Source organism: Mycobacterium kyorinense (assembly GCF_001672775.1).
Classification (GTDB): Bacteria; Actinomycetota; Actinomycetes; order Mycobacteriales; family Mycobacteriaceae; genus Mycobacterium; species Mycobacterium kyorinense_A.
Map to the genome: position 1 here is coordinate 1 of NZ_LZKJ01000008.1, position 26,895 is coordinate 26,895.

A 26,895-nucleotide genomic window follows, 5' to 3' on the forward strand; every position below is an offset into this window, starting at 1 on the left:
ACAGTGATCACTCTCCAATCGAAGGGTGCTCACTTTTCGACCGGAATCACCTGCTCACTTTTCGACCGGAACCGACACACCTCTACGGTGGGGCGGGCGGGGCTCGAACCCGCGACCAACGGATTACCGATAGGCAGCTCTCGCTCATTCCGAAGCTTGCTGTGCCTCTGTGTCACAACGCGATTCGATTCCGCCGGGCTCCGATGCGGGCCGGGCGATTCAGGTCCATTCCGAATCATTATCGATGAATAAACGATGACCGAAAGCGCCTTTCCGAGACTCCGATACCCGCCGACGGACGCATCCGCCATTGCGGGACTTATGAGCAACGTCCCGCCGGTCGCGGCTGGCATCAGCCCGGTTGCGCAACGATCTCCTCGGGAGGCACTGCCGCCCCTCCTGCCTCGATACACGCCTCCCGACCGTCTCGCTTGTGCCACCGCTGAGCAGGCGAAGTGACTCCAATACGAGGTCGTCGAAAATTCGAGTAGTCGACTACGCATGCGGCGTGGTTACGACGGTTCGACACTTGCCGAATAACCGCGAACCCGCCGCTGCCCGACGAAAGGGTCAAGACCAATGAAGACACTCGGAGTAGCGGCTGCCGCCGCTATCGCATTCGCACCGTTTGCGGTGCTCCCGGTGCAGCAAGCACCACCGGCACACGCCGGACCGTTGTGTCCCAACGAGCCCAACCTGGCTGGCAATCCTCGCTACGAGCAGCTGCACCAGCAATGCTTGCAGGCCGAACAAAACCAAAACGAATGCTTTGATGCCACCGGCTGCACGCCAGGTGACCCGTGTGTGGTCGGCTCGCCCATCGAGCGCGGCGCGTGCGCCGATGCCCGTGCAGCAGGCCAGCTCCCCAAGTAACTAAGGAGAGCCATGAAAATCGCAGCAGCGACAGCCTCGGCTGTCTTGTTCACCGCCCCCGTGGTGCTGGCCGTACCCGCACAGGCAGACCCCGCCTCAGGCTGCAGCGAGATCACAGGGCGACTGTCCATCTGCCCGGAGGGCTTACACCCCCCAGATGGTTACCGCTGCACGACCTGGGACAAGGCTACGGGCAATTGCCTGCCGCCATGCAACTTGATCGACATACAGGGCAAGGTGTATCCCCAGGACAACCGTCCATGTAGCGACGCTGGCGAGATTCACAAGCCGTAAAGGAAGGAGGCGGGCATGAGTTTTATAATCTCTTTCCTGGGCGCGCTTGTGCTCGGTATCGGGATGTTTATCGGGTTCCTCAGCGGCAACTGGGGATTGGCTTTCGCCGTCCTGAGCATTGCCCTGGCACTGATAACGATCAGCAACGTATTCGCCCCGCCGGGGTGGGCGTTCAAGCAGGCAAACCGGTTGTCGAAACCCCTGTGGGTGCTGATCGGAATAGCCGCCCTGTTTCCGCCGTTGGGGTGGATCTATTTCGCTGCGTGGCTAATCTGCGGCCGCACCATTAGGAACGCTTGGATAGCCACAGACCCCGACGGGTACAGGGGCAGCGTCCTCGCATCGATTCTTGCCAGTCACTGGTGATGAGGGCGACGGTGATACCTGCCGTACTGGCGGCGGGTATCACCTGCGCCCCACCGGCGCAGGCCGACGGCAACGCGGCGAACCTGACCCAGATCGTCGGAAACCTCTAAATACAGGTCCAGCGGGGTTGCACGCCGCAGACACCACCCAGCTTCCACGGCATCAATTGGGACAACGGCGTCCCCGGTGGTAACGGTGGTAGCGGGCGGATCATCGACGCCAACTCGAGCCTCGGCAGTCCGTTCCAAGTGCTGTGGGGCCTGAACAATATGCCGCTAGCCGGCTACCGCGCGGTGCCCGCGCAGCCCAACGGCTATTGGTTCATCAACGTCGAGTTCTGCTGAGAACGCTAATCGGTGCGCTACCCGCTGGCCGTCATCGACTTCACCGCCGCCAGCTGGCCACGACGACCTTGCGCCGACGCCGACCGCAACTTCTCCAGCAGCAAGGCCAGCACCGTCGCCACCGCCGGCTGCTGATCAATGGCCTTCGGGAGCACGCCGACGTGTGAGAACTTTCTTCCCTACGTATCGAGGCCGAGATCGACGGCTTGGCCTCGGAGGCCCGCCCTGGTCTGGCACAGGCGGCGCTATGCCTGGCGCGCTTGATGGACACCCGCCGGCCATGTTGAAAAATAGCCTTTGACGTGGGGCTGTTCAGGTGGGGCGGGCGGGGCTCGAACCCGCGACCAACGGATTATGAGTCCGCGGCTCTAACCAACTGAGCTACCGCCCCCTGGTGCGTCTACCAGGATGTCTTCTTTCTCTAGCTAATCACGCTTCGGCTCAATTGGTTCGTTATGCCGCAGTGGTACCGCAGCGGCATCGATAGCCTTGCCCAGCGCCGCGGCAACGCCGGCCAGATCGTCGTCAAACAAGTGCCCATACCTATCGAGAGTCATCGCCGCGGTGGCGTGTCCCAGCAGACGTTGCACGACTTTCACGTTAGCGCCCGCACTGATTGCCAGGGACGCGCAGGTATGCCGCAGCCCATGCGGAGTCAGCCCATCTATCCCAACATCGGCGCAAGCCTTATCGAACCGCCAGCGATACTCGTCAACCGACAGGTACCCGCCACCGTTGACGCGCGACGGGAACACGAGCGCGTTCGGCTCGTCGGGCAGTTCGGCGCTGAGCCGCTCCCATACAGGTTCAGGGACGGGCACCTGGCGAGCACGGTTCGTCTTGGTGGTCGTCTCCACAATGCCCTTGCCCGCGACACCGCTAGCCGATGCCCGAATGGTCAGTTCCCTATCCCCCACATGTCGGCGCCGCAGCGCCGCAGCCTCACCGAAGCGCAGCCCGCAATACCCCAGCACAAGGGTAAGTGTTCCGTACGGTCCCATTGCATTAGCGAGCTGCAGTAGCTCAGTGTGTGTCAGGTACCGCCGCTCCCGTTCAGTTGGGGCGGGCAGGTCCTCGCTCCGCTTTACCTTTAGCGCGACATTCGTCGCGATCTTCCCGGTTCTCACGGCGTACCTGAGCACCGCACCGACGAGCTGGTGGGCTTGGGTGATCCGGCTGCCCGACAGGGGTTTGCCCTTCTGCGAGCCATCCACCGCGAGGCTGCCCAGCCAGGTTGTGTATGCCTCGTAATCGATCTGCTTGAGCGGGACATCACCCCACCTGGGCAGCACAACGGTGTCGAGCAGCGACCGGTACCCGGCGAGCGTTTTAGGCTTGCGGTGCGCTTTAGTTGTGAACCATCGCTCAGCGACGTCACGGAACAACTCAGAGCCTTTTCGGGGGTCTACATATTCCCCTCTGTGGATATCGGCGGTAAGGCCATTCAGGAATGCCTGAGCGTCTGGCTTGCGGCGGAATACCTTGGATAGTTCGCGGCCCTGCCCGTCAACCCATCGCACCCGCCAGCGCGTGACCTCGCCGTATAGCGGCGAGCGTTCGGTGCGCATCTTCCCGTCTTCACCTTTGACGCGGCGAATCCACCGGTCGTCTATCCCGGCGCGCGGGTTTCTGGTTATCGCCACGGTAATCAGCATACCGCAGTATTGCGGTATTTCTGGGCGCAGCTGTGTACACATACGATGTTTGCTGCACCGTGTATGTGTTGACACATACATCCAGGTAACAAGCATATGGCTCGCTTCGTGCTTGTTCGCTCGTGTGCTACCATCGCCTCCAGTACGGATCGACCCATGATCCGCCACAACCAACAGGAGGATGCACGATGATCGCAGAGCTGATGACCGCGGATCAGGTCGCTGCCGAGACGGGCCGACCGCTGGCAACCATCCGCTATTGGGTCGCGACCGGAACCGAGCTTGGTCCGCTCAGCCGGCGTATTGGCAGACGCCGTGTCTGGCGACGGGCGGACATAGAACGGTGGCTTGCCGACCAGTTCGAGGGGGCCGCGCGATGAGTGCTTACGTCGTTGACATATTCGAACTGTCGGACGGCCACACACTCGCCGCGCGAGTGCTCAACGGGGCCAAGATCGAGCTTCGCAAGTTCAACCGCGATGGGGAGTCGGTCGCCGCCATGGAGCTGTCCGGTGCGGAGACGGAATGGATTCTCACGTCCAAGCCCACCCTGCCGCGGCACGCCTGGGGCATTGGCGAGGCGCTGACCATTGCGCCGCCGGACGTGAATAGAACCGCCGAGGCGCTGAATTCTGCCGCAGCGAATTTATCGTAAATCAAGGATGCCGATTCGATAGAATCAGGATGAAGGATAATTGTGGCAGGACGGCCGCAGATATGGACTCCGTTCGCGAGGATATCGTGGGCGCGGGATTACCAATACACTGACGATGGGCGGATTCGCGATAGGCATAGGAATGTGCTTATCGACCACGACTATGCCGTGACTCTGCGGCTCTATGGCACTGGTCGCAAAATCACGTCCCCGCGCCGCGATATTCTGGCGCTCGAATACTTCGGCCTTCCGCCGCGATATCACTGCATTATTTGCGACAAAGCTCTACAATATGGCGTTGTCCACCTTAACGGGAACGCGCGCGACTTTTCGCGGGACAATCTGAAGTATTTGCCATCCCTGGGGGCTCGCGAACACGAACTTGCACACACCCGCTGGGCTATGGTGCACAACGAGGTTCCGCCCTACGGACGGACCAAACGCAAGCGCTCGCTGCGCGACCCGTTCCTCCTCGGCCTTGATCTCGAATGGGGGCCGGGGCTGAGGCGGCATATCGGAGATTCCGACGATTGGGGATCGACAATCGAAGACATTCCACCGCTCGGCATCAACGACCGCTCGCACGGCAGTCCGTTTGAGCTCCGGTCGGACGGAAACGATGATAACTAGGTCATCTAACTTTCGCGGAACTTTTTGATTTTGGCCATCCAGCTCGCATGTCTGCACGGATGTCCGCAAGGACGTCCATAGGATTTCCAAAGGCTGTCCAAGGAGAGACAAAGGAAAGGATAGGCAAGGACAGGACAGTGCAAGGACAGGCCAGTTGCCAGGATCTAGGACAGGCAAGGCGCGGCTAGTGCCGCGCCAGGAAAGGCGCGGCTAGTGCAAGGCTCGGCTAGAAGCGCAGGGACATCTTCAAAGACACAAGGAATGCACAGGAATGATCAAGGGTGCCGCATTGGATACGCGGCTACAACACGGTTTACTGCTGGACCCGAAATTGCAGCGGCGGCTCTCCGGTGAGGAGTTCCGTTCGTTTGTCAACGTCCTGGTTTGGGTCGTCTCCTTGGTGACGGACGGTTGGTTTAATCCGGATGATGCGGAGATGATCATCGCGGATCGTCAGCATATTGACGCGCTCGCCGAGGTGGGCTTGGTGGAACGCTGCGAAGACTCCGGGTTGTATCGCGTTCACCCCGACTACTGGGCCTGGCAGACCTCCAAGGCGCAACTGGAGGGCCTGGCCGCAAGGCGTGAGGCCGACAAGTTGCGCAAGCGAAAAGAGCGCGACAATGGGCATGAGCTACAGGCGCAGGCACCATTCAGCTAAGGGGGAAACCGGGGATGATTCGGACAATCAGGAATAGCGACATCATCGTTGCGAGTCGCCCGAATGGTGGATTCGCTATTGAGGCCGGCATCGGGCGGCACCGCCGGCATATTTTGTTGACCTCCGCCGAGGCTGCCGAGTTGGCCGCGGAGCTGACGGAATTAACCTCCCCGCGTATTCAGCGTTTCGTCGGCGGGGTTGAGCAGTTTTGAAAGTAGGAATTTGTGAGCAATGTCGAGTATGCCGACATCATGTTTGACGGCGATGGCTGTGTTGGGTTGCGTTTCGATGATGGGCAGATTTTCTCGATGCCTGCACCGGTGGCCGCGCGCCTGGGCCGGAATCTCTTGGATTGCGCCCATGAGGCCAGCGCATGACCGGCAAGGTGTTCAACTTCGAAGAAACCCACGCCAGGATGAATCGCACGGTCGATCTTGCCGCGGTGTTGAAAACCATTAGCGCCGCTGAATTGGAATTCTTTCGGCGCTGGTTCGACGCTTTCGCCGAAGTGAACCACAAGGGCGCGGCTGGCGTGGGTAAGGCTCTCGGCGTATTGGTTGACGCCGAAAAGGCCCGCCGGGAATGGGCCGCTGCTCGCGTTCGAGCCGAGTTTGACTCAATGATGGCCGAATTGCCTCGGCCGTCGCTCACAGACATTTTGAGCGAAGAATAGCTATCGGCGGGTATAACCACCCTTTCCTTACCTAAAAATGGCCCTACGGGGCTTCTGGGCGGCAATGGACGCCCACCACACAACAAAGGACAAACAAATTGTCTCAGCGCACCGCGGCCTATGCCCGCACCGCCTCCGGCGGCATCCAGATCAGGCTGCCCAAAATCCAGCTCTATCTGAACCCTGACGAGATTCAACGTCTCGTTGACTTCCTGGACTCCGACGCCGACTTCACGGCAAACCACCCTGGGGCGGCGCGACTGCGCGCCGAGGCGCGCTCCAAGCCCTAGAACGTTGGCGATATCCGGTAGGGATACTCGCCCACCCAAACAGCCCAGCAGCGCAACCCAAAAGCAACCACCCCACCCGGCACGGGTGGCTGGCTCGAATCCTTCCGGCACGGAAGTTCGGCATCCGGCACAGATGCGCACCAAGTAATCGAACTATCCAAAGGAAATTATTTCAACATGCAATCTCTTGGAGAAATGCAGGCCGACCGCGCGAAGCTTTTTGCAGCACGCAAGGCAATCATTAACCTTGTCGAGGCACGAGGCGACGAGAACCTCAACCCGACCGAGGCCAAGCAATTTCGGGAGCTCACCGAGCGCATCGCAATTGTGGACGACAAAATCTCTGATTTCGAACGGTCGGGCAGGGGCAATCCCGATGTTGTCGCGGTGGCTCAGGCAATGGCCAGCGCCGATCCGGCGAAACGCGAACTAGACAGGGCCGTCGATAAGGGCAAACTGCCCGCAGAGGCGGCGGAAACCGTCGAAAGCCTAATGAACCATGGCAGCACCGCGAGCCGCGCTTGGACAACCAGGTGGGCCGCTGCGGCGGGCTCCGAGGATTACACGTCGGCATTCGCGAAATTGGTCGTCAATCCCGGCCAAGGGCATTTACGGTGGACCGAGCGCGAGGCTGCGGCATTCCGTGCAGTGGAATCGCTTCGCGATGAGCAACGCGCAATGGCAATTGGTACGGACGCTTCGGGGGGGTATATGGTGCCCCTTACTTTGGACCCGGCCATTCTTCTCACGTCGTCCGGCTCGATTAATCCGCTTCGGCAAATCTCCCGAAACGTGACGATTACAACCGACTCGTGGAATGGTGTCAGCAGCGCCGGCGTTACCGCTGAGTGGATTGCAGAAGCCACCGAAATGGCCGACGCCACCCCAACCCTGGCGCAACCGTCAATTCCCGTTCACAAAGCGGACGCGTTCGTGCCATTCTCATTCGAGGTCGAGGGCGACGCTCTCAACTTTATGAATGAATTGCGGACCCTGCTAATCGACGCAGCCGAGCAACTAACGGCGACCGCATTCACCACCGGCTCCGGCTCCGGCCAGCCCAAGGGAATCATCACGTCAATTGTCGCATCCGGCGATGAGGTGATTACCGGCACTGGCAGCGAGGCAGTGGCAGCGGCGGATATCTACAAAGTGCAGAATGCATTGCCTCCGAGATTCCAGCCTCGGGCATCGTGGAATGCCAACCTCAGCATCTTGAATACCATTAGGCAATTCGAGACGACGAATGGGGCGAAAGCCTTCCCGGAACTGAATACAACCCCGCCCATGTTGTTGAGTCGCGCCGTTTATGAAAACAGCAACATGGATGGCGTAATCGACGCCACCAAAACCGAGAGTGATTACGTTCTGCTCTACGGTGACTTCTCGCAATTCGTCATCGTGAACCGGGTGGGAAGCACCTTGGAAATGGTGCCGCATCTGTTTGGTGAAAACCACCGTCCCACCGGCCAGCGCGGCGCCCTTTTGTGGTTCCGAACCGGTAGCGATGTCGTCGTGTCGAATGCATTTAGGTTGCTGAAAGTCGCGACCACCGCATAAAGACCGTAGTCCGGGTTTGATTTGCGCCCCGTTGACTACAACGCCGCCGCGGTTATGGGGCCGGTTCTTTTTCACCTCCTTTCGACCGGCCCCTCCCGCCCGAGTGCCAACGTCCCGCCGCAGCGCCTAACGGGCGCGCGCGAAGATGTTCGGGCGGGGCCGTGGCGGTTCTAAACCTCTCTAGGGGAGAAGGCCACGCCTAATGACACTTGAGGCCCGTAATCGCGAATGGGCAGCACTGCCGGCCAATGCTGACGCTGCCGGCGCCGTGGTCGTGGACGACGGCATCCGACTAGTGACGCGCGACGCGATCACGGCCGCACTAAACGACCCGCGGTTGATCCAGCGCACCCGCGAGCGGGGCGTTTTTGCCAGCAGCATGAAAATTCCGTGGCTTCTGGCTATGCCGCCGGGACAACAACACTCCCGGGTTCGCCGCAAGGTGAACCCTTTGTTCGCCAAACCCGCTTTAGTGCCTCTCGAACCCCTCCTGCGGCGTCGAGCGTGCGAACTTATCAACAGCATCGCGGGGCGCGGTGGCTGCGACGGCGCTGCGATCGCGAGGGCTTTCAGCGTTTCATCGATACTTGCCTGGATGGGACTCGATCGCGAGGGACCGCGGCTGCAACGCGAGCTGTCCCAGTGCGTAACGGCGGCACGGGAGTCGGAGCTAGACGGCGCGCTGCGGGCGGCGATGCCTCTAGTGGATTCCATCGACCGCGCGCTCATCGAGGAGCAGGGCAGGCCGCGCCCGGGCTTGCGGTGGCTCGCAACCGGTGACAACGCCATGACGTTTGCGGAGGTCCGCGGCCTCTATCTGTTGTTGCTGGTCGCCGGCATCGACACGCTCGCGGCAGCAGCGACTTTCACGCTTTGGAATCTCGCCAAGCCCGAGTTCCGCGACCTTTTGAAGCAGGACCCAGTGCAGGTTTCTCCGTTCGTTGAGGAGGTGATCCGGACGTCCGGTTCCGTGCCTTATACGGATCGCCAGGCTGCCGAGCCCGTTGTCGTCGCTGGTCACCGGCTGAACACTGACGACCGGATCTATGCGGAGCTGGGAGCGATCAACCACCTAGACGGCGATCAGATAAAAATCGCCGATGGTCGGGTGATCCGTCACGCACACCTTGGCTTCGGCATCGGTCCGCACCGCTGTCTCGGCGCCCACCTCGCGAGGCTGGCACTGACCGTCCTGGTAGAGGAATGGCTGCACCGATTCCCCGACTTCGAAGCAAGACCGGAGCCGACGTTCGTGCGATGGCCCGCGGATGGCTTCGATCCTCTGCCGCTGCGGTGGAGTCCGTAAGCGGCTGCGTGCCACCGCCTTTCAACAGTAGGAACTGACGATGTCAGCTCGAAAGATGTTGTGCTACAGGGCGATTCGAGCTAGACTTACGGTATGCGAGACATGCGACCCGGGCGGCATCGGAAAGTCTAATCGTCGTACTGCCTGGTGACACCTGTCAACAATTTTTCCGGGGCTGAGATACGGCCACCCCAAAAAAGGCGTTTCCGCAGGTCAGCAGTGTTTTCTGAGCAATACCCGCCGCTGTGATTCCATTGCGCCACAACATCATTCAACCACCGAAACATGCTGCATGGCAAGTGATTTCGTGAAATTAGGGAACATGACGACACCGAAACCGCCCCGCGCACCAAAGGGCTTAAAAGCGCGCGGAAAGGCACTTTTCCGCGAAATAACGAGCATTTACGTGCTCGATCCCGGCGAATTGGTGCTCTTGCGCGAACTGTGCAGGACCGTCGACCGGATCGACACTATCGACCATGAGCTAGCCCGCGACGGGTTGACCGTCGTGGGCAGCCGTGGGCAGCTACCGCGGGCGCACCCGTTGCTCTACGCGCTGGCAGAGGCACAAAAGGCCGTGAGTCGATTGGTTGCCGAGCTTGCCTTGCCGCTGCCCGGCGAGCAGGTGGGGCGCCGCCGCAGCCCGCAACAGAAGGCCGCGGCGCATTCGCGATGGACTCGCGAGGCGAGACTGCAGGACGTGAGTCATGGCTGAGCGACGCGTTAAAGGGCCGGCGTTCCCGCCCGAGCTGCGGGCGCCGTTCGGCAGCCGCTTCGCCTGGCACGAAGCCCGCGCGCGGTGGCTGAGGGCGAACGGGCTCAAGGGCGTACTGGTCGAGGTTCGCGCCATGACCGACGCCGACCTCAGTCGGAAGCTAGAGGCTGACCCGCTGTATCGGTGGGGCGCGTGATGGCGCGGTTACGTGACGACGGGCGCGACGGCGACTGCGACTGTGGCGGCTGCCGGATAGACCGGATTCGCATGAGGCGCTGGGAGCGGCGGCGCCAGTTTCGGCCCGACCTGCCGCCGCCGGAACCTTGGCCGCATACACCGACGCGCCGCAGGCGGTTCTAGCTAGTCGGATGGGCCGCTTCCCACAGCTCGGCCTGTTCCTTCGCGGCATCGAGTGACTCGCACATCTCCTGGTATATGACTTTGTCGCCAACCGATTGCATAACCATCCACCCATCGCCCCCCTGGTCTTGGATGCCGTATTGCCGGTTGCCCCGCGCGGCTCGGCAGTGAAACCGATGCGGCCCTGTGTGGATGCTCTTGGTAATCAGGATCATTTCACCGTTGTCGTGCCACTCCAGAGTGCTGCTCATGCCGACCATTAAAACCCCGCAGCACGTCGCCGATGCCGATTCGCATGGCTAAGGCGCAGGTTCGCCCGGGAAATAGCCCGCGACGGCCGCGTTAGGACAGTAGAAGGTAACCGCCGCATTGAATACCTCGCTAGCCTCTGCGGCGGTTACGCCCGGAGTCCCCGCCCTGGTGTCGGCTATTACCTCCTCCGGCGTTGCAGTGCCATTCTGCAAGCGGACACACACCGCGCGGGCGGTTGATGTCGCCGTGCCCGGGTCTGGGCTTGGCTGCCCGAAAATCTGCTGAATGGCGTTGAGAAACAGGGCGTCGGCATTAGGTACTGCCTGCGGCGGTGCTGGCGGCGGCGCTGGGGCCGGTTTGGGTTGCGCCTTGGGCTGTGGCGGCGGCGGTGCCTTTTCGTGCCTTGCCGGCGGCGTGGGCGGCAGAGACGGCATCGCCTGTGGTGCTGGCGCCTTCGGTGCGGGCGCTTGGACTGGGGCTGCGACCTTAGACGCGGCCACGTGCCGAGATACAACCGGCAACTCGCGACCTCCAAGTACGAATGTTGCCAAGCCCACCGCGGCGACAAGCACACTTATCAGCAGCACCCGCAACGGCAGCGACAGCGGGCGCCGATCATCCGCCTTGACTTCCGGTGCGGGGTCGTCAACGGACCACGCCAACAAACTCTCACCGCTGCCGCTATCGGGAACGACCACCGTGTCGGCGGCAGCGGTGAGGCCGGTATCCTCGCCCGACGTCATGGCTCAATCATCCGCCTCGGGTCTGACAAAAACGCCAGATCGGCAAGTACGGCATCCTCAAAGCGCCTCTGTCGGTCTGCCACATCAAGCAGCGCATCTACACCCGCCTTGGTTGGCCGCTGTCCACCGCTGGCCGTTAACACGGCCCGCGCCATGAGAGCGTCAGGGTTGTCGGCTTCCAGCCGGTCGGCCAGATAACAGACGCAGGCATGTAGAAGGTCGAGCGTCAGGACGTTGGTAGTTGTCATTTCGGTTCGCTCCCTTCGCGTTAGCGGGTCCGCACCACGCCCCGAGCTGTCATCCCGAGGCGTGATACGCACCTGCTAGCGCCCTTCTAGCTCGTCCAGCTCGTCGGCTGCGGCGATCATGTCGCGGGCGCCCTGCCGTATGTTGGCTGAGTCGAGGCCGTTGGCGCGGGTGTCGGCGACCGAGACATTGATCCACCGCTCCCGCACGCTGCCATCGCCCTCCTGGGAGCCGTTTATGTCAACTCGAATCAGGTCACCCCGGTGAGTCCCTTCGAAGTACCGCGTAGGCACTGTGACGCTGTGGACCGCCTGCCACTCGTGCACGTGTGTGGCGCCGGCTGGCGCCGGCACGTGGTCGTACTGGACGGTCCACTGCGCCTCGCGAGCCTCCCTCGCTGCGGTAATAGCGTCTGCAAGCTCCGGGGTCAGAGTTGTTGTCATGGCTGAACCTTTCTGTTTGGGACGGGCAAACCGGGTTATGCGGTTGGCACCCTAAGCGTACCGCAGTAAATACCGCAGTACAATCGCCTGCGGCCAACGGCAACACTTAACTACAGAAAGCATCCTCGCTGCTAGCTGACCATTTATCATTAACGGCAGTTAGCGGTCACCAACTGCAAATCGTGTGATCTACGGATTATGAGTCCGCGGCTCTAACCAACTGAGCTACCGCCCCGATGTCGGAACCATGTTGCCATGCACAGGCGTCGTCAGTTGAACACTGTCTGGCCGTCGGCGCCGATCAGATACTGCTCAGTGCCCTGCTGGACTCGTGGTGCGTCGGCCCCCAAGGATACGGCGACCTTATTGCTGGCATTGCGCATCACGTCGAAGGTCATCTCGACGGCCTCGGCGTCGGAGAAGTGCTGCCGAACTGCGCTGGCAACGCTGCGGTCGATATGTCCCGGCGACCAGATCAGCGCGTCGACGTATCGCAGCGCCGCCTTCTGGCGGTCAGTCAGCAATCCCGAAGCTTCGAAGTGCTCGATCTCGTCGTACAGCGATTCCGATCCGCCGGCGTCAAGTGCCGTCGTTTCGCGCAGCGACTTGCACAGCCGGCAGTTGTGCTGCGCGGCCCCGCGCAGCCGGACCACCTCCGATGTCAGCGCATCCAGCCCACGCAACCGCGCCACCGCGGGCAGAAAACCGTCGAACACCGCATGGGACGGATCGGTGGCGTGATCCCATGAGATCGGCTCCGAAACCCAGTCCAGGTATTCCTGGCCAACGCCCAGCGCTTCCAAACCGACCCGCACCCGGGGCACGAAGTCGGCGATGTACATCTGCACCACGACGCTAAAGGTCTTGTCCCCCAACGCAGACCACAGCCGCGTGCGCTGCTCGTCGTCGATCATCGACACATCGACGCTGAATTGCTCGGCGAACTGGGCCACCACCGTCTCGGTCTCCGACTCCGGCCCGTCCACCGCAACCTCGGCCGGCAGCGGCGGCAGACCAAGCGTCTGTGCACACACGGCCCGGACCAGAGCGCCGATCCGATCGCCGGAAAGCGCCACCAACCGCGTCAGCTCGTCACGAACGTCCACCGCAGAATTATTGCGCCTTGAGCCGGGTAGTCGATACGGCTTGACCTGAACAGCGTCCTACGATCCGAGGATGACCCCCGATGCCGTGGCGCCTGAGACCTTCGTGACCCACGGGCCGGGCGGCGTGCGCATCGTTGCCGATCGCCAGGGTGATCCCCGGGCACGTGCCGTGGTGTTCCTACATGGTGGCGGGCAGACCCGCCGCTCCTGGGGCCGCGCCGCCGCCGCGGTGGCTGAGCGAGGGTGGCAGGCAGTCACCGTCGACCTTCGCGGCCACGGCGAATCGGACTGGTCGGACGACGGTGACTACCGCGTCGTCAGCTTCGCCGGCGACGTCCAGGAAGTGCTGCGCCAGCTGCCGCCGCGACCGGTTTTGGTGGGCGCCTCCCTGGGCGGACTCACCACGATGCTTCTGGCCGGCGAACTCGCACCCGGCATCGCCAGCGCGATCGTTCTGGTCGACATCGTGCCGCATATGGACCCCTCCGGGGCCACGCGCATCCACAACTTCATGGCCGACCGGATGGAATCGGGCTTTGATTCACTCGACGAGGTCGCTGACGCGATCGCCGAATACAACCCGCATCGGCCGCGTCCCTCCGACCTTGAGGGCCTGACCACCAATCTGCGCCGCCGCGGCGATCGCTGGTACTGGCACTGGGACCCCCAGTTCATCAGCGGCACCGCGTCGCGTCCCCCCACTGAAGTCACCGACGTCGATCGCCTGCACACAGCCGTCGCCGCGATCTTGCGCGACGGCGTGCCGACACTGTTAGTGCGCGGCCAGATGAGCGACCTCGTCAGTCAGGAGCGCGCCGACGAATTCCTTTCGCGCTTCCCGCAAGTCGAGTTCGTCGACGTCCGCGGCGCAGGTCACATGGTGGCCGGTGACCGCAACGACGTGTTCGCCGATGCGGTGCTGGGCTTCCTTGCCCGCCATGCCGACACCGGCTGACCTCACACCGTGCGGGCCAGCCGGTGGGCGAGCAGCTCGGCGAATCTCGCGGGATCTTCGAGTGCGCCGCCTTCAGCGAGAAGCGCAGTGCCGTAGAGCAATTCGGCCGTCTCGGCCACCGAGGGATCGTCGGCGCGATCCTTGTGGGCCTGCTGCAAGCCGGTGACGAGCGGATGCTCGGGGTTCAGTTCGAGAATTCGCTTCCCGACCGGAACCGCCTGCCCGGACGCCCGATAAATCCGCGCCAGCGCCGGCGTCATCCCGAAGGCATCGGTGATCAGGCAGGCCGGCGACTCGGTCAGCCGACTGGACAGCCGCACTTCCTTGACATGATCGGCCAAAGTCTCCTGTAACCAGGTCAGCAGGTCGGCGAAATCCTTTTCCTTTTCCTCGCGCTCGGCCTTGTGCGCCTCCTTGTCCTCCTCGGAGTCAAGGTCCACCTCGCCCTTGGCCACCGACTGCAGCGGTTTGCCGTCGAACTCGGTCACCGATCCGACCCACACCTCGTCAACCGGGTCGGTGAGCAACAGCACCTCATAGCCCTTGGCCTTGAATGCCTCGAGATGCGGTGACTTCAGCAGCTGCTCGCGGCTTTCCCCGGTGGCGTAAAAGATCTGCTCCTGGCCCTCTTTCATGCGCCCGACGTACTCGACCAGCGTTGTGGGTTCCTCGTCGCTGTGCGTGGAGGCGAACGAGCAGATACGCAGCAGCGCGTCCTGGTTGTCGAAGTCGGACATCAGGCCCTCTTTGAGGACTCTGCCGAACTGCGTCCAGAAGGTGCGGTAGTCCTCCGGCCGGTCAGCCTGTAGTTCTTTGATTGTCGAGAGAACCTTTTTGGTCAGCCGACGCCGGATCGCGTTGATCTGGCGGTCCTGCTGCAGGATCTCGCGGGAAACGTTGAGCGACATGTCCTGTGCGTCGACGACACCCTTGACGAAGCGCAGATACATCGGCATGAGCTGATCGCAATCACCCATGATGAACACCCGCTTGACGTACAGCTGGATGCCGACGCTGGCGTCGCGGTTGAACAGGTCGAACGGGGCGTGCGACGGGATGAACAGCAGCGCCTGGTACTCGAAGGTGCCCTCGGCCCGCATCGAGATGACCTCGAGCGGGTCGTCCCAGGCGTGCGCGATGTGCTTGTAGAACTCCTTGTACTCCTCTTCGGAGACTTCGTCTTTCGGCCGGGCCCACAGCGCCTTCATCGAGTTGAGGGTCTGGGTTTCGATGGTGACGGTCTCCTCGCCGCCTTCCTCGGCGGGCGGGGTGGTTCGCTCGACCTGCATCCGGATGGGCCAGGCGATGAAGTCGGAGTACTTCTTGACCAGGCTCCTGATCGTGTACTCCGCGGTGTAGTCGTGCAGCGCGTCCTCGGCGTCTTCCGGCTTGAGGTGCAAGGTCACCGACGTTCCTTGCGGGGCATCGTCGACCGATTCGATGGTGTAGGTGCCCTCACCGCTCGACTCCCACTTGGTGGCTTCACTCTCGCCGGCCTTGCGCGTCAGCAACTCCACCTTGTCGGCGACCATGAACACCGAATAGAACCCGATGCCGAACTGGCCGATCAGCTCCTCAGAGGCGGCCGCGTTCTTGGCCTCCCTTAACTGCTGACGCACTTCGGCGGTCCCCGACTTGGCCAGCGTGCCGATCAGATCCACGACCTCCGCGCGCGTCATGCCGATGCCGTTGTCGCGAATAGTCAGGGTGCGGGCATGTTTGTTCGCGTCGATCTCGATGTGCAGATCGGAGGTATCGACGTCGAGGTCTTTGTTGCGGAACGCTTCCAAACGCAGCTTGTCCAGCGCATCGGAAGCGTTCGAGATCAACTCCCGCAGGAACGCGTCCTTGTTGGAGTAGACGGAGTGGACCATCAAATCCAACAGTTGCCGTGCTTCGGCCTGAAATTCCAACTGCTCGACGTTTGTGCTCATGACATTCCCCTCGATGACATAACACTCAAATTTACCGAGACCTCGAATCGGTCATGCCCGGGGGATCCGCACCCGACCTGCGATAGCAACGCCCCCCGCCGCCCGGATGCGCGGCGTCTCGGCAGCAAAACGCCGGGATCACAGTTTGAGGAAATTACACGCTGGGTATTTGACAGGTCAGAGTCAAGTTGTCGAGTGAGCAGGAGACACCATGGCGACGATTGCTAACCCGTCGCAAACCCGAGATCCACGCATCACCGCACTTCACTTCGGCGCAGTGGCCAGCGCCATTGTCTCTGGTGCATATGCGCTGGTAGAGCTGGCCGTCGGTACGCCGTTCGAGTTCGGTGTCGCGCTGGCGATGTGCGGCGCGTGGTGGATCGCCGCCGACTATCTGGGACGGATGATCGGGCGCGCGCGTGGCGCCCGCCGCGGCGACGCTCCGAGTGAACCGCGCCGCGTGTGCCACGTCGTGTTCGCCGGCAGCAGCGAACATTCGTCGCCGTCGACGCCGGATGGCGGCGTCGGATTAGCCGCTTGAGCTGAGGATTATTGCGCCTGGCTCACCGAGGACATGTGGAAGTCGGGGACCCGCAGCGACGGCATCGCCGCCCGGGTGGCCCAATCGCCCCACTCCCGCGGCAGAGTCACCTCGCTGGCACCGACCTGGGTGGCCCGGCGCAACAGATCCAGCGGGCTCTCGTTGAACCGGAAGTTGTTGACCGCCGCCGTGACCTCGCCGTCTGCGACGAGGTAAACCCCGTCGCGGGTCAGTCCGGTCAGCAGCAGCGTCGTCGGGTCGACCTCGCGGATGTACCACAGCGTCGTCAGCAGCAGTCCGCTCTCCGTCTCGGCAATCATGTCAGCGAGCGGGGCCTGGCCGCCCGTCATCAGGAGGTTGTCTGCGGCCACGGCGGAGGGCGCGTTGAACTCGGCGGCTGCTGCCCGCGGGTAGGCCAGCGCGTTGATCACGCCGTCGCGCACCCAGTCCACCCGCTCGATGTCCATCCCGTTGTCGAAGACCGACACCGTTTCCGACGAACTAGTGGCCGCCACGAACGGCGAACACCCCAGGCCCGCGGCAGCAGGATCGGAGTACAACGTCAGCGGCAGGTCGGTGAGCCGCTCCCCCACCCGGGTTCCTCCGCCGGGAACCGACAGCGCGGTGCGACCCTCCTGGGCGCCGCGACCGGACATGGTCCAGCCCAGATAGATCATCATGTCGGCCACCGTCGACGGCGGCATGATCGTCTCGTAGCGCCCGGGCGGCAACTCGATGGTCTGCGCGGCCCAATCCAATCGCGTCGACAGCTGTTCTAACAGCAAATCTGTTGGCACACCGGCGAAATCCGGTGTGCCGATACCCGCCCAGGCGCTGGCGCCGCCCCGCTTGGCGTTGATTTCCACCGATCCGGTGGGCTGGGTGTAGCGCCGCCGCAGCCCCGTCGACGTCGCCAGCAACGTCGTCTGCAACTCGTGGCGCGCAAAGCCGTACAACAGATCCACGCCGCGAAACCCCTGGCTCAACGACCCCGCGACATCGCCGAACACCTCCGCGCCCGTTCCCGGCACCGGCCCATCCCAGTTCGCCGGCACGCTCGTGCCGGATAGCAGCGGCGCCACGTCGCGGGCCTGCGGCGCGCAGCGGGCCGCCTCGGCCGACGCTTCGACCAGAGCCGGGATCAGCGACGGATCCACCTCGGCGGAGCGCAGCGAACCGACGCGGGCGCTATCGCCTTGCCGCACAATCGAAATCACTGTGGTGCTGCGGCTGGTTGTCACTCCGTTGGTGGTCATCGAGTTGTTGGCCCAGCGCAGCGATGCCTCGCTGCGGTCGGTGACGATCACGATGGTTTCGTCGGCGCGCGCGGCGCCTAGCGCGATGTCGACGACCTGCTGCGGGCTGATCATCGGCCGGCCTCCGCCCGGGTGTTGAGCACGTTGATGCCACGGAACAACGCCGAGGGGCACCCGTGGCTGACGGCGGCCACCTGCCCCGGCTGAGCCTTGCCGCAGTTGAACGCCCCGCCCAGCCGCCAGGTCGACGGCCCGCCGACGGCCTCCATCGCATTCCAGAAATCGGTGGTGGTCGCTTGATAGGCGACGTCACGCAACTGGCCGTCCAGCCGGCCGTCGCGGATCCGGAAGAATCGTTGCCCGGTGAACTGAAAGTTGTAGCGCTGCATGTCGATCGACCAGGATTTGTCGCCGATGATGTAGATGCCGTCGTCGACCTTAGCGATCAAGTCGGCGGTAGACAGCTCGTCGCGGCCCGGTTGCAGTGACACGTTGGCCATCCGCTGAATCGGCACGTGATGCGGCGAATCGGCATACGAGCAGCCGTTGGAGCGGGGCTGCCCGAGCCGCGGCGCGAACACGCGGTCAAGCTGATAGCCGACGAAGATCCCGTCGCGCACCAGATCCCAGCTTTGCGCGGCCACCCCTTCGTCGTCGTAACCGATGCTGGCCAAACCGAATTCGGCGGTGCGATCGGCGGTCACGTTCATCACCGGTGAGCCGTAACGCAGGCTGTGCAGCTTGTCGGGCGTGGCGAATGACGTCCCCGCGTAGGCGGCTTCGTAGCCGATCGCGCGGTCGTATTCGGTGGCGTGGCCAATGGATTCGTGGATGGTCAACCACAGGTTGGTCGGGTCGATCACCAGGTCGGTCGGCCCGGCCGTCACGCTGGGTGCCTTGACTTTCTCGGCCAGCAGTGACGGCAGCTCGGCCAGCTCGTCGCTCCACTGCCAGATCTCGTCGCCGGCGACGACTTCCCAGCCGCGGGCGGTCGGGGGCGCCAGCGTGCGCATGGTGTCGAAGCCACCGGCGGCGGCGTCGACCGTGACAGCCTCCAGGCCGGCCATCAGCCGGACCCGCTGCTGGGTGATCGTCGAGCCGAACGTGTCGGCGTAAAAGGTCTGCTCCTTAGCCGCCGTCATCCCGGCCGACACGTGGTCCACCCCGTCGGCGGCCAGCAGCCTGCCCGAGTAGTCCGCCAGCACCGCGACCTTGTCGGCGGTCGGCACGGTGAACGGGTCGATGCGATAGCTCGAAACCCAACTGGCGTCGGTGTAGACCGGCTCGGGTGCCAGTTCGATACGTTCGTCGTTCAGCGCAGCCAATGCGGTGGCCACCGACACGGCCCGCTGCGCGGTGTCAACGGCGACCGGGACGGACAGCTCGGCGTGCGATACGAACCCCCAGGTGCCGTCGACGATCACCCGGACGGCTAATCCGAGTTCGCGGTTGATGACCGTGGTCTCCAACTCGCCGTCGCGCAGCCGAATGACCTCGGTGGTGATGCGGTGAATCCGCAGGTCAGCGTGGCTGGCGCCAGCGGCGGTCGCCGCGGACAGCGCGGCGTCGGCCAACTCGTGGCGGGGCAGGTGAAGAAAGTCAGCATCGATCCCCCGGTTCGGCGTCACCGCTACACCGTAACGACCGGCTTTAATACAGCCATGGCCGATCCTGGGCTGGCGAAAGGTCGCCGCTCCATAGCGCTGGGCTATGCGCTGCTGGCGCCGAGCCTGTTCGGGGTGGTCGCCTTCCTGCTGCTGCCCATGCTGGTGGTGGTGTGGCTGAGCCTGCACCGCTGGGATCTGCTTGGCCCGATCGAGTATGTCGGACTGGCTAATTGGCGCTCGGTGTTGACCGATTCGACGTTTGGCAATTCGCTGGCGGTGACGCTGGTGTTCGTCGCGATCGTGGTGCCGGTGCAGACGGTACTGGGCCTGGCCGCGGCCTCGTTGCTCGCGCGAGAGCTCCCCGGTAGTGGAGTGTTTCGCACCGTGTATGTGCTGCCGTGGATTTGCGCTCCGCTGGCGATCGCGGTGTTGTGGCGCTGGATCCTGGCCCCTACCGATGGTGCGGTGAGTACCGTGCTGGGGCACCGCATCGAATGGCTTACCGATCCGGGCCTGGCGTTGCCGGTGGTCTCGGCGGTGATCGTGTGGACGAACGTCGGTTATGTGGCGCTGTTCTTCGTGGCGGGCATTCTGGCGATTCCCGCCGAGATCCACGCCGCGGCGCTGACCGACGGGGCAAGCGCCTGGCAGCGGTTCTGGCGCATCACTCTGCCGATGCTGCGGCCCACCATGTTCTTCGTGCTGGTCACCGGAATTGTCAGCGCCGCGCAGGTTTTCGACACGGTCTATGCGCTGACCGGCGGCGGACCGGCCGGCCGCACCGACCTGGTGGCGCACCGCATCTACGTCGAGGCCTTCGGCTCGGCGGCGATCGGGCGGGCCGCGGTGATGGCCCTGGTGCTATTCGTCATCTTGGTCGGCATCACCATCGCTCAGCACCTGTACTTTCGGCGGCGGATCAGCTATGACCTCACTTAGGGCGTCCGCGATTTACGCCGGCTTGGCGGTCGGTGCGATCGTCATCCTGGCGCCGTTTGCGCTTGGCTTGTTGACATCGTTCACCTCGGCTCGGCAGTTCGCGACCGGCACGCCGCTGGCCTGGCCGCAGCCGATCACATTCGCCAACTACACGGATCTGGGCGGTGCGGGTTTTGGCCGCGCGCTTGTGGTCACCGCGTTGATGACTGCCGTGATTCTGCTTGGGCAGCTGAGCTTTTCGGTGCTCGCGGCCTATGCCTTCGCACGGTTGCAGTTTCCCGGGCGTGACGTACTGTTCTGGGTCTACATCGCGACGTTGATGGTGCCGGCGACGGTGACCGTGGTGCCGCTGTATCTGATGATGGCGCAGCTCGGACTGCGCAACACGTTCTGGGCGTTGGTGTTGCCGTTCGTGTTCGGCTCGCCGTATGCGATCTTCTTGTTGCGTGAGTACTTCCGGGCCATCCCCGATGACCTGGTTAACGCCGCCCGCCTCGATGGCGCCAATACGCTGGATGTGATCGTGCACGTGGTGGTGCCCTCGAGCCGGCCCGTCCTGGTCACGTTGATGCTGATCACCGTTGTCTCGCAATGGAATAATTTCATGTGGCCACTGGTGATCACCAGCGGCGCCAAATGGCGGGTCCTGACGGTGGCCACGGCCGCGTTGCAGTCCCGCTACAACGCCCAGTGGACGTTGGTGATGGCGGCTACCACGGTGGCGATCGTTCCGCTGGTCGCGCTGTTCATAGTGTTTCAGCGGCACATTGTGCGCTCTATCGTGATCACCGGGCTGAAATGACGCGCGTCGAGATTGCGCGCAGTGCTGTGATTGTCGTTGACTCACGACCCTGGACGCAATCTCAATGAGGCGGCCCCGGATTTCCACACTTGTCGCCGCGGCGGTGGTGGCATTGGCCGCGCTGCTGGCGGCGACGGCAGTGGTTCTGGATATCTCGGCCACGCCACACGGCGGCAAGACCGTGGTGACCGTGCGCTTGTGGGACGAACAGGTCGCGGTGGCCTACCGGGAGTCCTTCGCGGCGTTCACACGCACGCATCCGGATATCGAAGTGCGCACCAATGTGGTGGCCTATTCCACCTACTTCGATACCCTGCGCACCGACGTGGCCGGCGGCAGCGCCGACGACATCTTCTGGCTGTCCAACGCCTATCTCGCTGCCTATGCCGACAGCGGACGGCTGATGCGCATCGACCATGACGCGGACTGGGAGCCGTCGGTGGTCGAGCAGTTCACCCGCAACGGAATGCTGTGGGGTGTGCCGCAGCTGACCGACGCGGGAATCGCGGTGTATTACAACGCGGACCTGTTGGCGGCGGCGGACGTTGATCCCACCCAGCTGTCGACGCTGCGGTGGAGCCCCGGCCGCGACGACACATTGCGGGCGCTGTCGGCGCGGCTCACCATCGACGCCGACGGGCATACCGCCGCCACACCGGGATTCGACCCGCGACGAGTCAGACAGTGGGGCTACAACGCCGCCAACGCTCCGCAGGGCATCTACTTGAACTACATCGGCTCGGCCGGCGGAGTGTTCCAGTCCGATGATCGGTTCGCCTTCGACAATCCCGGCGCTGCTACCGCGTTCAGCTATTTGGTCACGTTGATCAACGACGAGCACGTCGCACCGCCAGCCTCGGACACCAACGACAACTTTGACTTCTCCCGCAATCAGTTCCTGGCCGGCAAGATGGCACTCTTCCAGTCCGGCACCTACAACCTGGCTGGCGTGGCCGAGCATGCCAGGTTCCGCTGGGGTGTGGCGATGCTGCCGTCCGGCCCGGAGGGTCGGGTCAGCGTCACGAATGGCATTGCCGCCGCGGGAAATTCGGCGACCGGCCATCCGGTTGCGGTGCAACAGGTGCTGGCGTGGATGGGCAGCAGGCAAGGCAATGACTACCTGGGCCGCCACGGCTCGGCCATTCCGGCGGTGTTGCCGTCGCAGCAGGTGTATTTCGACTACTGGGCCGACAAGGGTGTGGACGTCACACCGTTTTTCGCGGTGCTGCGTGGTCGGCGCATCCCTGCGCCGGGCGGAGAAGGATTCGCCGCGGGATTTCAGGCACTCAAGCCGTACTTCGACGAAATGTTCCTGGGCAGAAGCGACGTGGCGACGACACTGCGCCGGGCGCAGGAGGCGGCCAACACGGCTGCCCGTCGCTAGGGTCAGGCGCCCAATATCAATTCTGCTGCCAGCGCAGCGCCGCATACCACCATCGCGATCGACAGCGCCACCCAGTCAACCAGCTTGGGCCGCGACGGTGCGGCCGAGATCTGACCGGTTCCGCCGCGGGCGGTGATCGCATCGCCCATCTCGTCGGCCCGACGCAACGTCACCGTGATCGCCGTCGCCAGCAGATCAATCAGCTCTAATGCGCGGCGTCTGCGCCGGGCTCGACGGCTGTGCGGGATCTGCTTGGGGCGCAACCGGCGCGCGGCATAGAGGACCCGGAACTCCTCGATCAACATCGGGAAGGCGCGCAACGCGAGCGCCAGCGCTACCGCCCACTCGTCGACGGGGACACGTAACCATCGCAACGGGCGGCCCAACGTCGCTACTGCGGGCGCGATTTCGGCGACATTGGTGGTCCACGAGACCATCGCCCCCAAACCCAGCAGCACGATCGACAACGCGGTGATGCGCAGAAAGTTCAGCAACCCGCCCAACCCGAGGGTCGTCGTGCCCACCTGGATCACTGGATGGCCGCCGGCGAACGCCGCGGTGAGACCACCGATTGCGACCATGATCCACAGCCAGCGCGGCACCGAGGGCAGCACACCACGAGGGATGTGCGCGATCCGCGCCGCCACCAAGATCAGCGCCGCCACCAGCCCGATCGACACCCAGCCCGGGTAGAAGGTCAGCAACACTGAAATTGTGAAAACCACCACCAGTTTGGTGCCGGCCCACAGGTCGTGGACAACTGACCCGCGCGGTATGGGCCGCAGCAGCACGACCGGCCGAGGTGGTCGGCGGGTCGAGCGGCGCGGCGGCGCCGGCGCACTCACGCGACGCCTCCGGCCGCCGCCGACGCCGGCTCGAGCACGCCGCCACGCAGATGCAGAATGCGGGGGCACAATTCCTCGAGCCCGGTGAAGTCGTGTGAAATCACCACCACCGTCAGGCCCTGCTCACGGCGCAGATCCTCCAGCAGCCGCAGCAATCCCTGCTGACTGACGGCATCCAGGCCGGCCAGCGGCTCGTCGAGAATCAACGCCCGCGGCGCCCGCGCCAGTAGCCCGGCAAGGACCACGCGGCGCATCTGACCACCGCTGAGTTGGTCGATTCGCCTGTCCGCCAGGGCGCTGTCGAGCCCCACAACAGCCAGGGCCGTCGCCACCCGGTCTTTGTCATGGGGCGAAAAGCCCGCCGCCGACGCCACTTCCAGGTTGACCCGGCTGCGCATCAACTGCAATCGCGCGGCCTGAAAGGACAACGCCACCGCGCCGACCTGCTCGTGAGTCGGCCGGCCGTCGAGCAGGCAGCTGCCGCTGGTCGGCACCGTCAGCCCGGCCATGATCCAGGCCAGGGTGGACTTGCCTGAGCCGTTGCCGCCGTGGATCAAGACGCCGTCGCCCTGATAGACCGCGAAGCTGACGTCGCGCAGCGCGGTCTTCTGCCACGGTGTGCCGCTGCCATATTCATGACCCACACCCACGAGCTCGAGCACCGGCGTGTCGTCATGCTGGTGGATCGCGGCGGTAGCCATCGGTGCAGCCGTCGTCTCGACCATCGCGGTGTTGTCCGGCGAATCACTGAGATTGATTGTGCGGTCGGCGGACTGGGCCTCGTCGTTGTAGTGCGTGATGTGAACCAGCGCGGTGCCGTGCCGTTCGGACAGGCCGGACATGATGCGCAACAGCGCGTCGCGGCCCTCCTGGTCGACCATGCTGGTGACCTCGTCGGCGATCAGCAGCGCCGGCTTGCGTGCCAGCGCGGCCGCCATCGCCAACCGTTGCAGCTCACCGCCGGACAGGTTTCCGGTGTCGCGTTCGGCGAGCCCGTCGAGTCCGACTTCGCGGAGTAGTCGATCAACGTCGGTGGTGGTGCCGGGCGGAAGTCCCCACACGACGTCGTCGCCGACTCGCGTGCCCAGCACCTGGCTTTCCGGGTGCTGCAGGATTACCGCGGTGCCGCCCAGCTGTCCCAGGCCAACCGCGCCGGGCCGCTCGACACTGCCCGAGGTTGGTTCGCGGCCGGCCAGGATCAGCATCAGGGTGGATTTTCCCGAGCCATTGGCACCAGTGACCGCCACGTGTTCGCCGACCTGGACGTCCAAGCTGACTGGACGCAACGCGTCCTGGTTGGTGCGCGGGTAGCGGTAGCGCACCTGGTCCAACCGCACCGGAACCGGTTCGATCGGCCCGCTTTCGGCGAGCGCGTCGAGTTTGTGGACATCGGGGATACCCCGCATCCGCTCCAGTACCCGCGCCAACGCCCACCAGCCGATCAACGACACGATCGTGACGGAGACGACGCTGGTGCCCAGTATCAGCCAGGGCCAGTACTGCAGCGCCAGTGCGATGAACCGCCTGAGGTCGTCGGCGGCCTGCTGCAACCCTCCTCGCGCCAGCACCGCCGCGACGCCCTCGGCGTTGGCTTTGAGTGTGTCGAAGATCAAATGCCGCAGCCGCGCGAGCACGGTCAAAGCGGCCGCCATCGCCGCACCGAATACTGCGCCGGCCACCAGGGATGCGACGATCACCGTCGGCGTTCCGCGGCGTTTGCGCTTGACGATTCCGGTCAGTCCGCCGATGTAGGCGCTATTGACGACGGTCATGAAGCCGCCCATTCCTGCGATCAGGAAGGCGATGATCGCGGCGGCGACGGTCGCGCTGACCAGCACCCGTAGCCGGTAGCGATAGGCCAGCAGTCCCATCGGAACGGTCCCGACCAGCGCCAGCGCGCCGGCGAATGGCACCACGATCGAGATGATGGCGATCGCGGCACACAGCGCGGCCATGACCGAGGCCTGCGCGAGTTCGCCGGGCCGCAGCGAATGCGCCCGCCCGGGCGGAGTCGCTGTGCCGGTCGCGGTCATTTCATTGATTCTGCCAGTCGTTGACGCGTATCCCGCTTCCGCACGCCGTGCGGTGAGACCGCAAAGATGCCCAACAAGTGGTGTGTATAGCCAAGCTATGGAATTATGAAGCGATGACAACCTCCGCCACTTCCCCGCCGGCTGCTGCCTCCGGCAGCGCCATGGCCGGTCCCGGGCTTGGGGCGGATCTGCTTGCGGTGGTCGCCCGGCTCAACCGGTATGCCACCCAACGCATCCAGATGGCGTTGCCGGCCGCGCAAGCTCGGCTGCTGTCGACCATCGAGGCGCAGGGCGAAGCGCGGATCTGTGATCTGGCCGCAGTAGACCATTGCTCGCAGCCGACCATGACCACTCAGGTGCGACGGCTCGAAGACGCCGGGCTGGTGACCCGGACCGCCGACCCGGGCGATGCCCGCGCCGTGCGCATCCGCATCACCAGGGACGGGGTGCGCGCGCTCGACCGGGTCCGAGCCGACCGGGCCTCTGCCATCGAGCCGCAACTCGACCGGCTAGAGCCCGCGGATCGGCAAACCCTGGCCGAGGCTGTCACGGTTCTGCGCCGGCTGCTCGACGACTCCCCGCCTGCCCCACGGCCCGGCACGCCGCGCTAACGGCCCAGGTTGCGGCTCGCACGTCGTGGCCGTCGGGTTGTCGGCGCATCATGGCGGGTAGACAAGCGATGATCGAACCCGGCTGATGCGTGCGGAAGGTGGTTGACCATGCGGACGGAGGCGCTGGGTGCCCCGTTGACCGTCTGGGTCGGATCGCGAAGGTACACATTCCCCGCCGGCCGCGACGTCACCGTGGGCCGCGACACCCGCTCGGATATCCGCCTCGACGGCGGCGACGAATCGACGTCACCTACCCACTTGGTACTGCGCCACGACGGTAAGCAGTGGGTGGCCCTCGACCGCAGCCAACAAGGCATCTATGTCGACGGTGTGCGCATGTCGACCGTCTTCATCCGAGACGGCCGGGCTCTCACGATCGGCGACCCGCGACATGGTCCGCGGCTAGTGTTCCAGCTCAGCGCTGCGCCGTCGGGCCCGCCGGGACCGCCACCGGCCCGCGGGCCGCGGCCCTCACCGCCACCGCCGGCGGCAGCGGGTCGCGAACCCGGCCGGCCCGGACGCCCGGCGCCGCCGCCTCCCAGTCAGCCGCCACCGCGGTCGGGTCGGTGCCTCCGACGGCGGCGTTGGTCCGGCCGGTTGCCGGTCGGGTGGTGGCGTCGACTCAGCGGGCGGCGGCGCAGGCTCTGGCTCGGGCACGGGCGGCCGGAATCGCTGAGTGGGCAATTGAGAAGGCGGTGCGGGGCGATTCGGTCCCCGCGGCGGCGGCGGCGGCGACGGTGTCGGCGGGGCGATCACGATGATCGAGATGCTCGCGATGTCGGACCTGTCGCTGATGGTCAAGGCCGGCGTCCAGTG

At 64.1% G+C, this 26,895-nt stretch carries 33 protein-coding genes, 1 tRNA gene and 3 pseudogenes; 21 read left to right on the forward strand and 16 right to left on the reverse strand.

Annotated features, from left to right (window positions below; all coding sequences use genetic code 11):
- Positions 1-579 precede the first annotated feature (579 nt).
- Complete coding sequence (locus A5707_RS00480; protein ID WP_065012574.1) at positions 580-873, forward strand: hypothetical protein; 294 nt, start codon at positions 580-582, stop codon at positions 871-873.
- Between the two features lie 309 nt (positions 874-1,182).
- A complete protein-coding gene (locus A5707_RS00485; protein WP_065012575.1) occupies positions 1,183-1,533 on the forward strand; it encodes a hypothetical protein in 351 nt (116 codons plus the stop codon).
- A 661-nt stretch (positions 1,534-2,194) separates the two neighbouring features.
- Here the strand turns inward: A5707_RS00485 and A5707_RS00490 are convergent.
- Both A5707_RS00490 and A5707_RS00495 read right to left on the reverse strand, forming a co-directional pair.
- Positions 2,195-2,268 (reverse strand) — tRNA-Ile (locus A5707_RS00490).
- Between the two features lie 34 nt (positions 2,269-2,302).
- Positions 2,303-3,532: a tyrosine-type recombinase/integrase gene (locus tag A5707_RS00495; RefSeq protein ID WP_082969165.1), complete on the reverse strand. Its 1,230-nt coding sequence runs from the start codon at positions 3,530-3,532 to the stop codon at positions 2,303-2,305.
- A 203-nt stretch (positions 3,533-3,735) separates the two neighbouring features.
- On the opposite strand from A5707_RS00495, the gene A5707_RS00500 reads away from it, so the two are divergent.
- From A5707_RS00500 to A5707_RS00550, 12 genes are all read left to right on the forward strand, one after another.
- Entirely contained in the window at positions 3,736-3,912 is a 177-nt protein-coding gene (locus tag A5707_RS00500; RefSeq protein WP_156657397.1) for a helix-turn-helix domain-containing protein, read from the forward strand.
- Positions 3,909-4,187 carry a hypothetical protein gene (locus A5707_RS00505; protein ID WP_065012576.1) on the forward strand — a complete coding sequence of 93 codons (279 nt, stop codon included), beginning with the start codon at positions 3,909-3,911 and terminating at the stop codon, positions 4,185-4,187. Before A5707_RS00500 ends, A5707_RS00505 begins: the two co-directional genes overlap by 4 nt.
- 144 nt (positions 4,188-4,331) lie before the next feature.
- Entirely contained in the window at positions 4,332-4,817 is a 486-nt protein-coding gene (locus tag A5707_RS00510; RefSeq protein WP_065012577.1) for a hypothetical protein, read from the forward strand.
- Between the two features lie 271 nt (positions 4,818-5,088).
- Complete coding sequence (locus A5707_RS00515) at positions 5,089-5,478, forward strand: hypothetical protein (protein ID WP_065012578.1); 390 nt, start codon at positions 5,089-5,091, stop codon at positions 5,476-5,478.
- Between the two features lie 14 nt (positions 5,479-5,492).
- Positions 5,493-5,690: a hypothetical protein gene (locus A5707_RS00520; protein ID WP_065012579.1), complete on the forward strand. Its 198-nt coding sequence runs from the start codon at positions 5,493-5,495 to the stop codon at positions 5,688-5,690.
- 12 nt (positions 5,691-5,702) lie between these two features.
- Positions 5,703-5,855 (forward strand): hypothetical protein, encoded by a 153-nt coding sequence (locus tag A5707_RS23615; protein ID WP_156657387.1) that lies wholly within the window; start codon positions 5,703-5,705, stop codon positions 5,853-5,855.
- On the forward strand, positions 5,852-6,151 hold the full coding sequence (locus tag A5707_RS00525; protein WP_065012580.1) for a hypothetical protein: 300 nt from the start codon (positions 5,852-5,854) through the stop codon (positions 6,149-6,151). The genes A5707_RS23615 and A5707_RS00525 overlap by 4 nt, the downstream gene beginning before the upstream one ends.
- Positions 6,152-6,249: 98 nt before the next feature.
- The gene (locus A5707_RS00530; RefSeq protein ID WP_065012581.1) at positions 6,250-6,441 is read left to right on the forward strand and encodes a hypothetical protein; all 192 of its coding nucleotides are present in this window, start codon (positions 6,250-6,252) and stop codon (positions 6,439-6,441) included.
- A 177-nt stretch (positions 6,442-6,618) separates the two neighbouring features.
- Positions 6,619-8,001, forward strand: a complete 1,383-nt coding sequence (locus A5707_RS00535; RefSeq protein ID WP_082969167.1) for a phage major capsid protein — start codon at positions 6,619-6,621, stop codon at positions 7,999-8,001.
- A 202-nt stretch (positions 8,002-8,203) separates the two neighbouring features.
- Complete coding sequence (locus tag A5707_RS00540; protein ID WP_065012583.1) at positions 8,204-9,307, forward strand: cytochrome P450; 1,104 nt, start codon at positions 8,204-8,206, stop codon at positions 9,305-9,307.
- Positions 9,308-9,629: 322 nt separating this feature from the next.
- Positions 9,630-10,022, forward strand: coding sequence for a P27 family phage terminase small subunit (locus A5707_RS00545; protein WP_197495203.1), 393 nt, complete (start codon positions 9,630-9,632; stop codon positions 10,020-10,022).
- Positions 10,015-10,218, forward strand: a complete 204-nt coding sequence (locus A5707_RS00550; protein ID WP_065012585.1) for a hypothetical protein — start codon at positions 10,015-10,017, stop codon at positions 10,216-10,218. The genes A5707_RS00545 and A5707_RS00550 overlap by 8 nt, the downstream gene beginning before the upstream one ends.
- A 160-nt stretch (positions 10,219-10,378) precedes the next feature.
- Here the strand turns inward: A5707_RS00550 and A5707_RS00555 are convergent, their stop codons facing one another.
- From A5707_RS00555 to A5707_RS00570, 5 genes are all read right to left on the reverse strand, one after another.
- Positions 10,379-10,633 carry a hypothetical protein gene (locus A5707_RS00555; RefSeq protein WP_156657392.1) on the reverse strand — a complete coding sequence of 85 codons (255 nt, stop codon included), beginning with the start codon at positions 10,631-10,633 and terminating at the stop codon, positions 10,379-10,381.
- 48 nt (positions 10,634-10,681) lie between these two features.
- Positions 10,682-11,377: a DUF732 domain-containing protein gene (locus A5707_RS24875; protein ID WP_082969168.1), complete on the reverse strand. Its 696-nt coding sequence runs from the start codon at positions 11,375-11,377 to the stop codon at positions 10,682-10,684.
- Complete coding sequence (locus tag A5707_RS00560) at positions 11,374-11,625, reverse strand: hypothetical protein (protein ID WP_065012587.1); 252 nt, start codon at positions 11,623-11,625, stop codon at positions 11,374-11,376. The genes A5707_RS24875 and A5707_RS00560 overlap by 4 nt, the downstream gene beginning before the upstream one ends.
- Before the next feature lie 75 nt (positions 11,626-11,700).
- Entirely contained in the window at positions 11,701-12,066 is a 366-nt protein-coding gene (locus A5707_RS00565; RefSeq protein ID WP_065012588.1) for a hypothetical protein, read from the reverse strand.
- Between the two features lie 269 nt (positions 12,067-12,335).
- Positions 12,336-13,172, reverse strand: a complete 837-nt coding sequence (locus A5707_RS00570; RefSeq protein WP_065012589.1) for a carboxymuconolactone decarboxylase family protein — start codon at positions 13,170-13,172, stop codon at positions 12,336-12,338.
- Positions 13,173-13,242: 70 nt separating this feature from the next.
- Between A5707_RS00570 and A5707_RS00575 the strand changes: the two genes are divergently transcribed.
- Positions 13,243-14,127: an alpha/beta fold hydrolase gene (locus A5707_RS00575; protein ID WP_197495204.1), complete on the forward strand. Its 885-nt coding sequence runs from the start codon at positions 13,243-13,245 to the stop codon at positions 14,125-14,127.
- A gap of 2 nt (positions 14,128-14,129) precedes the next feature.
- On the opposite strand, the gene htpG is transcribed toward A5707_RS00575, so the two are convergent.
- Positions 14,130-16,061 carry a molecular chaperone HtpG gene (htpG, locus tag A5707_RS00580; protein WP_065012590.1) on the reverse strand — a complete coding sequence of 644 codons (1,932 nt, stop codon included), beginning with the start codon at positions 16,059-16,061 and terminating at the stop codon, positions 14,130-14,132.
- 211 nt (positions 16,062-16,272) lie between these two features.
- Between htpG and A5707_RS00585 the strand changes: the two genes are divergently transcribed.
- A complete protein-coding gene (locus A5707_RS00585; RefSeq protein WP_065012591.1) occupies positions 16,273-16,602 on the forward strand; it encodes a hypothetical protein in 330 nt (109 codons plus the stop codon).
- Between the two features lie 8 nt (positions 16,603-16,610).
- On the opposite strand, the gene A5707_RS00590 is transcribed toward A5707_RS00585, so the two are convergent.
- Together A5707_RS00590 and A5707_RS00595 are read right to left on the reverse strand one after the other, a co-directional pair.
- Positions 16,611-17,972, reverse strand: a complete 1,362-nt coding sequence (locus tag A5707_RS00590; RefSeq protein ID WP_065012592.1) for a metallopeptidase TldD-related protein — start codon at positions 17,970-17,972, stop codon at positions 16,611-16,613.
- Complete coding sequence (locus A5707_RS00595; protein ID WP_065012593.1) at positions 17,969-19,486, reverse strand: TldD/PmbA family protein; 1,518 nt, start codon at positions 19,484-19,486, stop codon at positions 17,969-17,971. The genes A5707_RS00590 and A5707_RS00595 overlap by 4 nt, the downstream gene beginning before the upstream one ends.
- Positions 19,487-19,519: 33 nt before the next feature.
- Between A5707_RS00595 and A5707_RS00600 the strand changes: the two genes are divergently transcribed.
- From A5707_RS00600 to A5707_RS00610, 3 genes are all read left to right on the forward strand, one after another.
- A complete protein-coding gene (locus A5707_RS00600; protein WP_065012594.1) occupies positions 19,520-20,404 on the forward strand; it encodes a carbohydrate ABC transporter permease in 885 nt (294 codons plus the stop codon).
- Positions 20,391-21,206: a carbohydrate ABC transporter permease gene (locus A5707_RS00605; RefSeq protein WP_065012595.1), complete on the forward strand. Its 816-nt coding sequence runs from the start codon at positions 20,391-20,393 to the stop codon at positions 21,204-21,206. The genes A5707_RS00600 and A5707_RS00605 overlap by 14 nt, the downstream gene beginning before the upstream one ends.
- A gap of 64 nt (positions 21,207-21,270) precedes the next feature.
- On the forward strand, positions 21,271-22,590 hold the full coding sequence (locus A5707_RS00610; protein ID WP_065012596.1) for an ABC transporter substrate-binding protein: 1,320 nt from the start codon (positions 21,271-21,273) through the stop codon (positions 22,588-22,590).
- Between the two features lie 2 nt (positions 22,591-22,592).
- On the opposite strand, the gene A5707_RS00615 is transcribed toward A5707_RS00610, so the two are convergent.
- From A5707_RS00615 to A5707_RS24890, 4 genes and pseudogenes are all read right to left on the reverse strand, one after another.
- Positions 22,593-23,435: an energy-coupling factor transporter transmembrane component T family protein gene (locus tag A5707_RS00615; RefSeq protein ID WP_065012597.1), complete on the reverse strand. Its 843-nt coding sequence runs from the start codon at positions 23,433-23,435 to the stop codon at positions 22,593-22,595.
- Complete coding sequence (locus A5707_RS24880; RefSeq protein ID WP_419866370.1) at positions 23,432-24,373, reverse strand: ATP-binding cassette domain-containing protein; 942 nt, start codon at positions 24,371-24,373, stop codon at positions 23,432-23,434. The genes A5707_RS00615 and A5707_RS24880 overlap by 4 nt, the downstream gene beginning before the upstream one ends.
- Positions 24,374-24,376: 3 nt before the next feature.
- A pseudogene (locus tag A5707_RS24885) lies at positions 24,377-24,691 on the reverse strand (ATP-binding cassette domain-containing protein); the annotation flags it as partial.
- 204 nt (positions 24,692-24,895) lie between these two features.
- Positions 24,896-25,468, reverse strand: a pseudogene (locus A5707_RS24890) (DUF2232 domain-containing protein); the annotation flags it as partial.
- A 113-nt stretch (positions 25,469-25,581) separates the two neighbouring features.
- Here A5707_RS24890 and A5707_RS00625 point away from each other — a divergent pair.
- Both A5707_RS00625 and A5707_RS24895 read left to right on the forward strand, forming a co-directional pair.
- The gene (locus A5707_RS00625; RefSeq protein ID WP_065012599.1) at positions 25,582-26,079 is read left to right on the forward strand and encodes a MarR family winged helix-turn-helix transcriptional regulator; all 498 of its coding nucleotides are present in this window, start codon (positions 25,582-25,584) and stop codon (positions 26,077-26,079) included.
- Positions 26,080-26,187: 108 nt separating this feature from the next.
- A pseudogene (locus A5707_RS24895) lies at positions 26,188-26,448 on the forward strand (FHA domain-containing protein); the annotation flags it as partial.
- 46 nt (positions 26,449-26,494) lie between these two features.
- Here the strand turns inward: A5707_RS24895 and A5707_RS24250 are convergent.
- Both A5707_RS24250 and A5707_RS24255 read right to left on the reverse strand, forming a co-directional pair.
- Positions 26,495-26,632, reverse strand: a complete 138-nt coding sequence (locus A5707_RS24250) for a hypothetical protein (protein ID WP_232000583.1) — start codon at positions 26,630-26,632, stop codon at positions 26,495-26,497.
- Between the two features lie 69 nt (positions 26,633-26,701).
- The coding region (locus tag A5707_RS24255) for a hypothetical protein (protein ID WP_232000584.1) at positions 26,702-26,895 on the reverse strand (194 nt) is incomplete at its 5' end.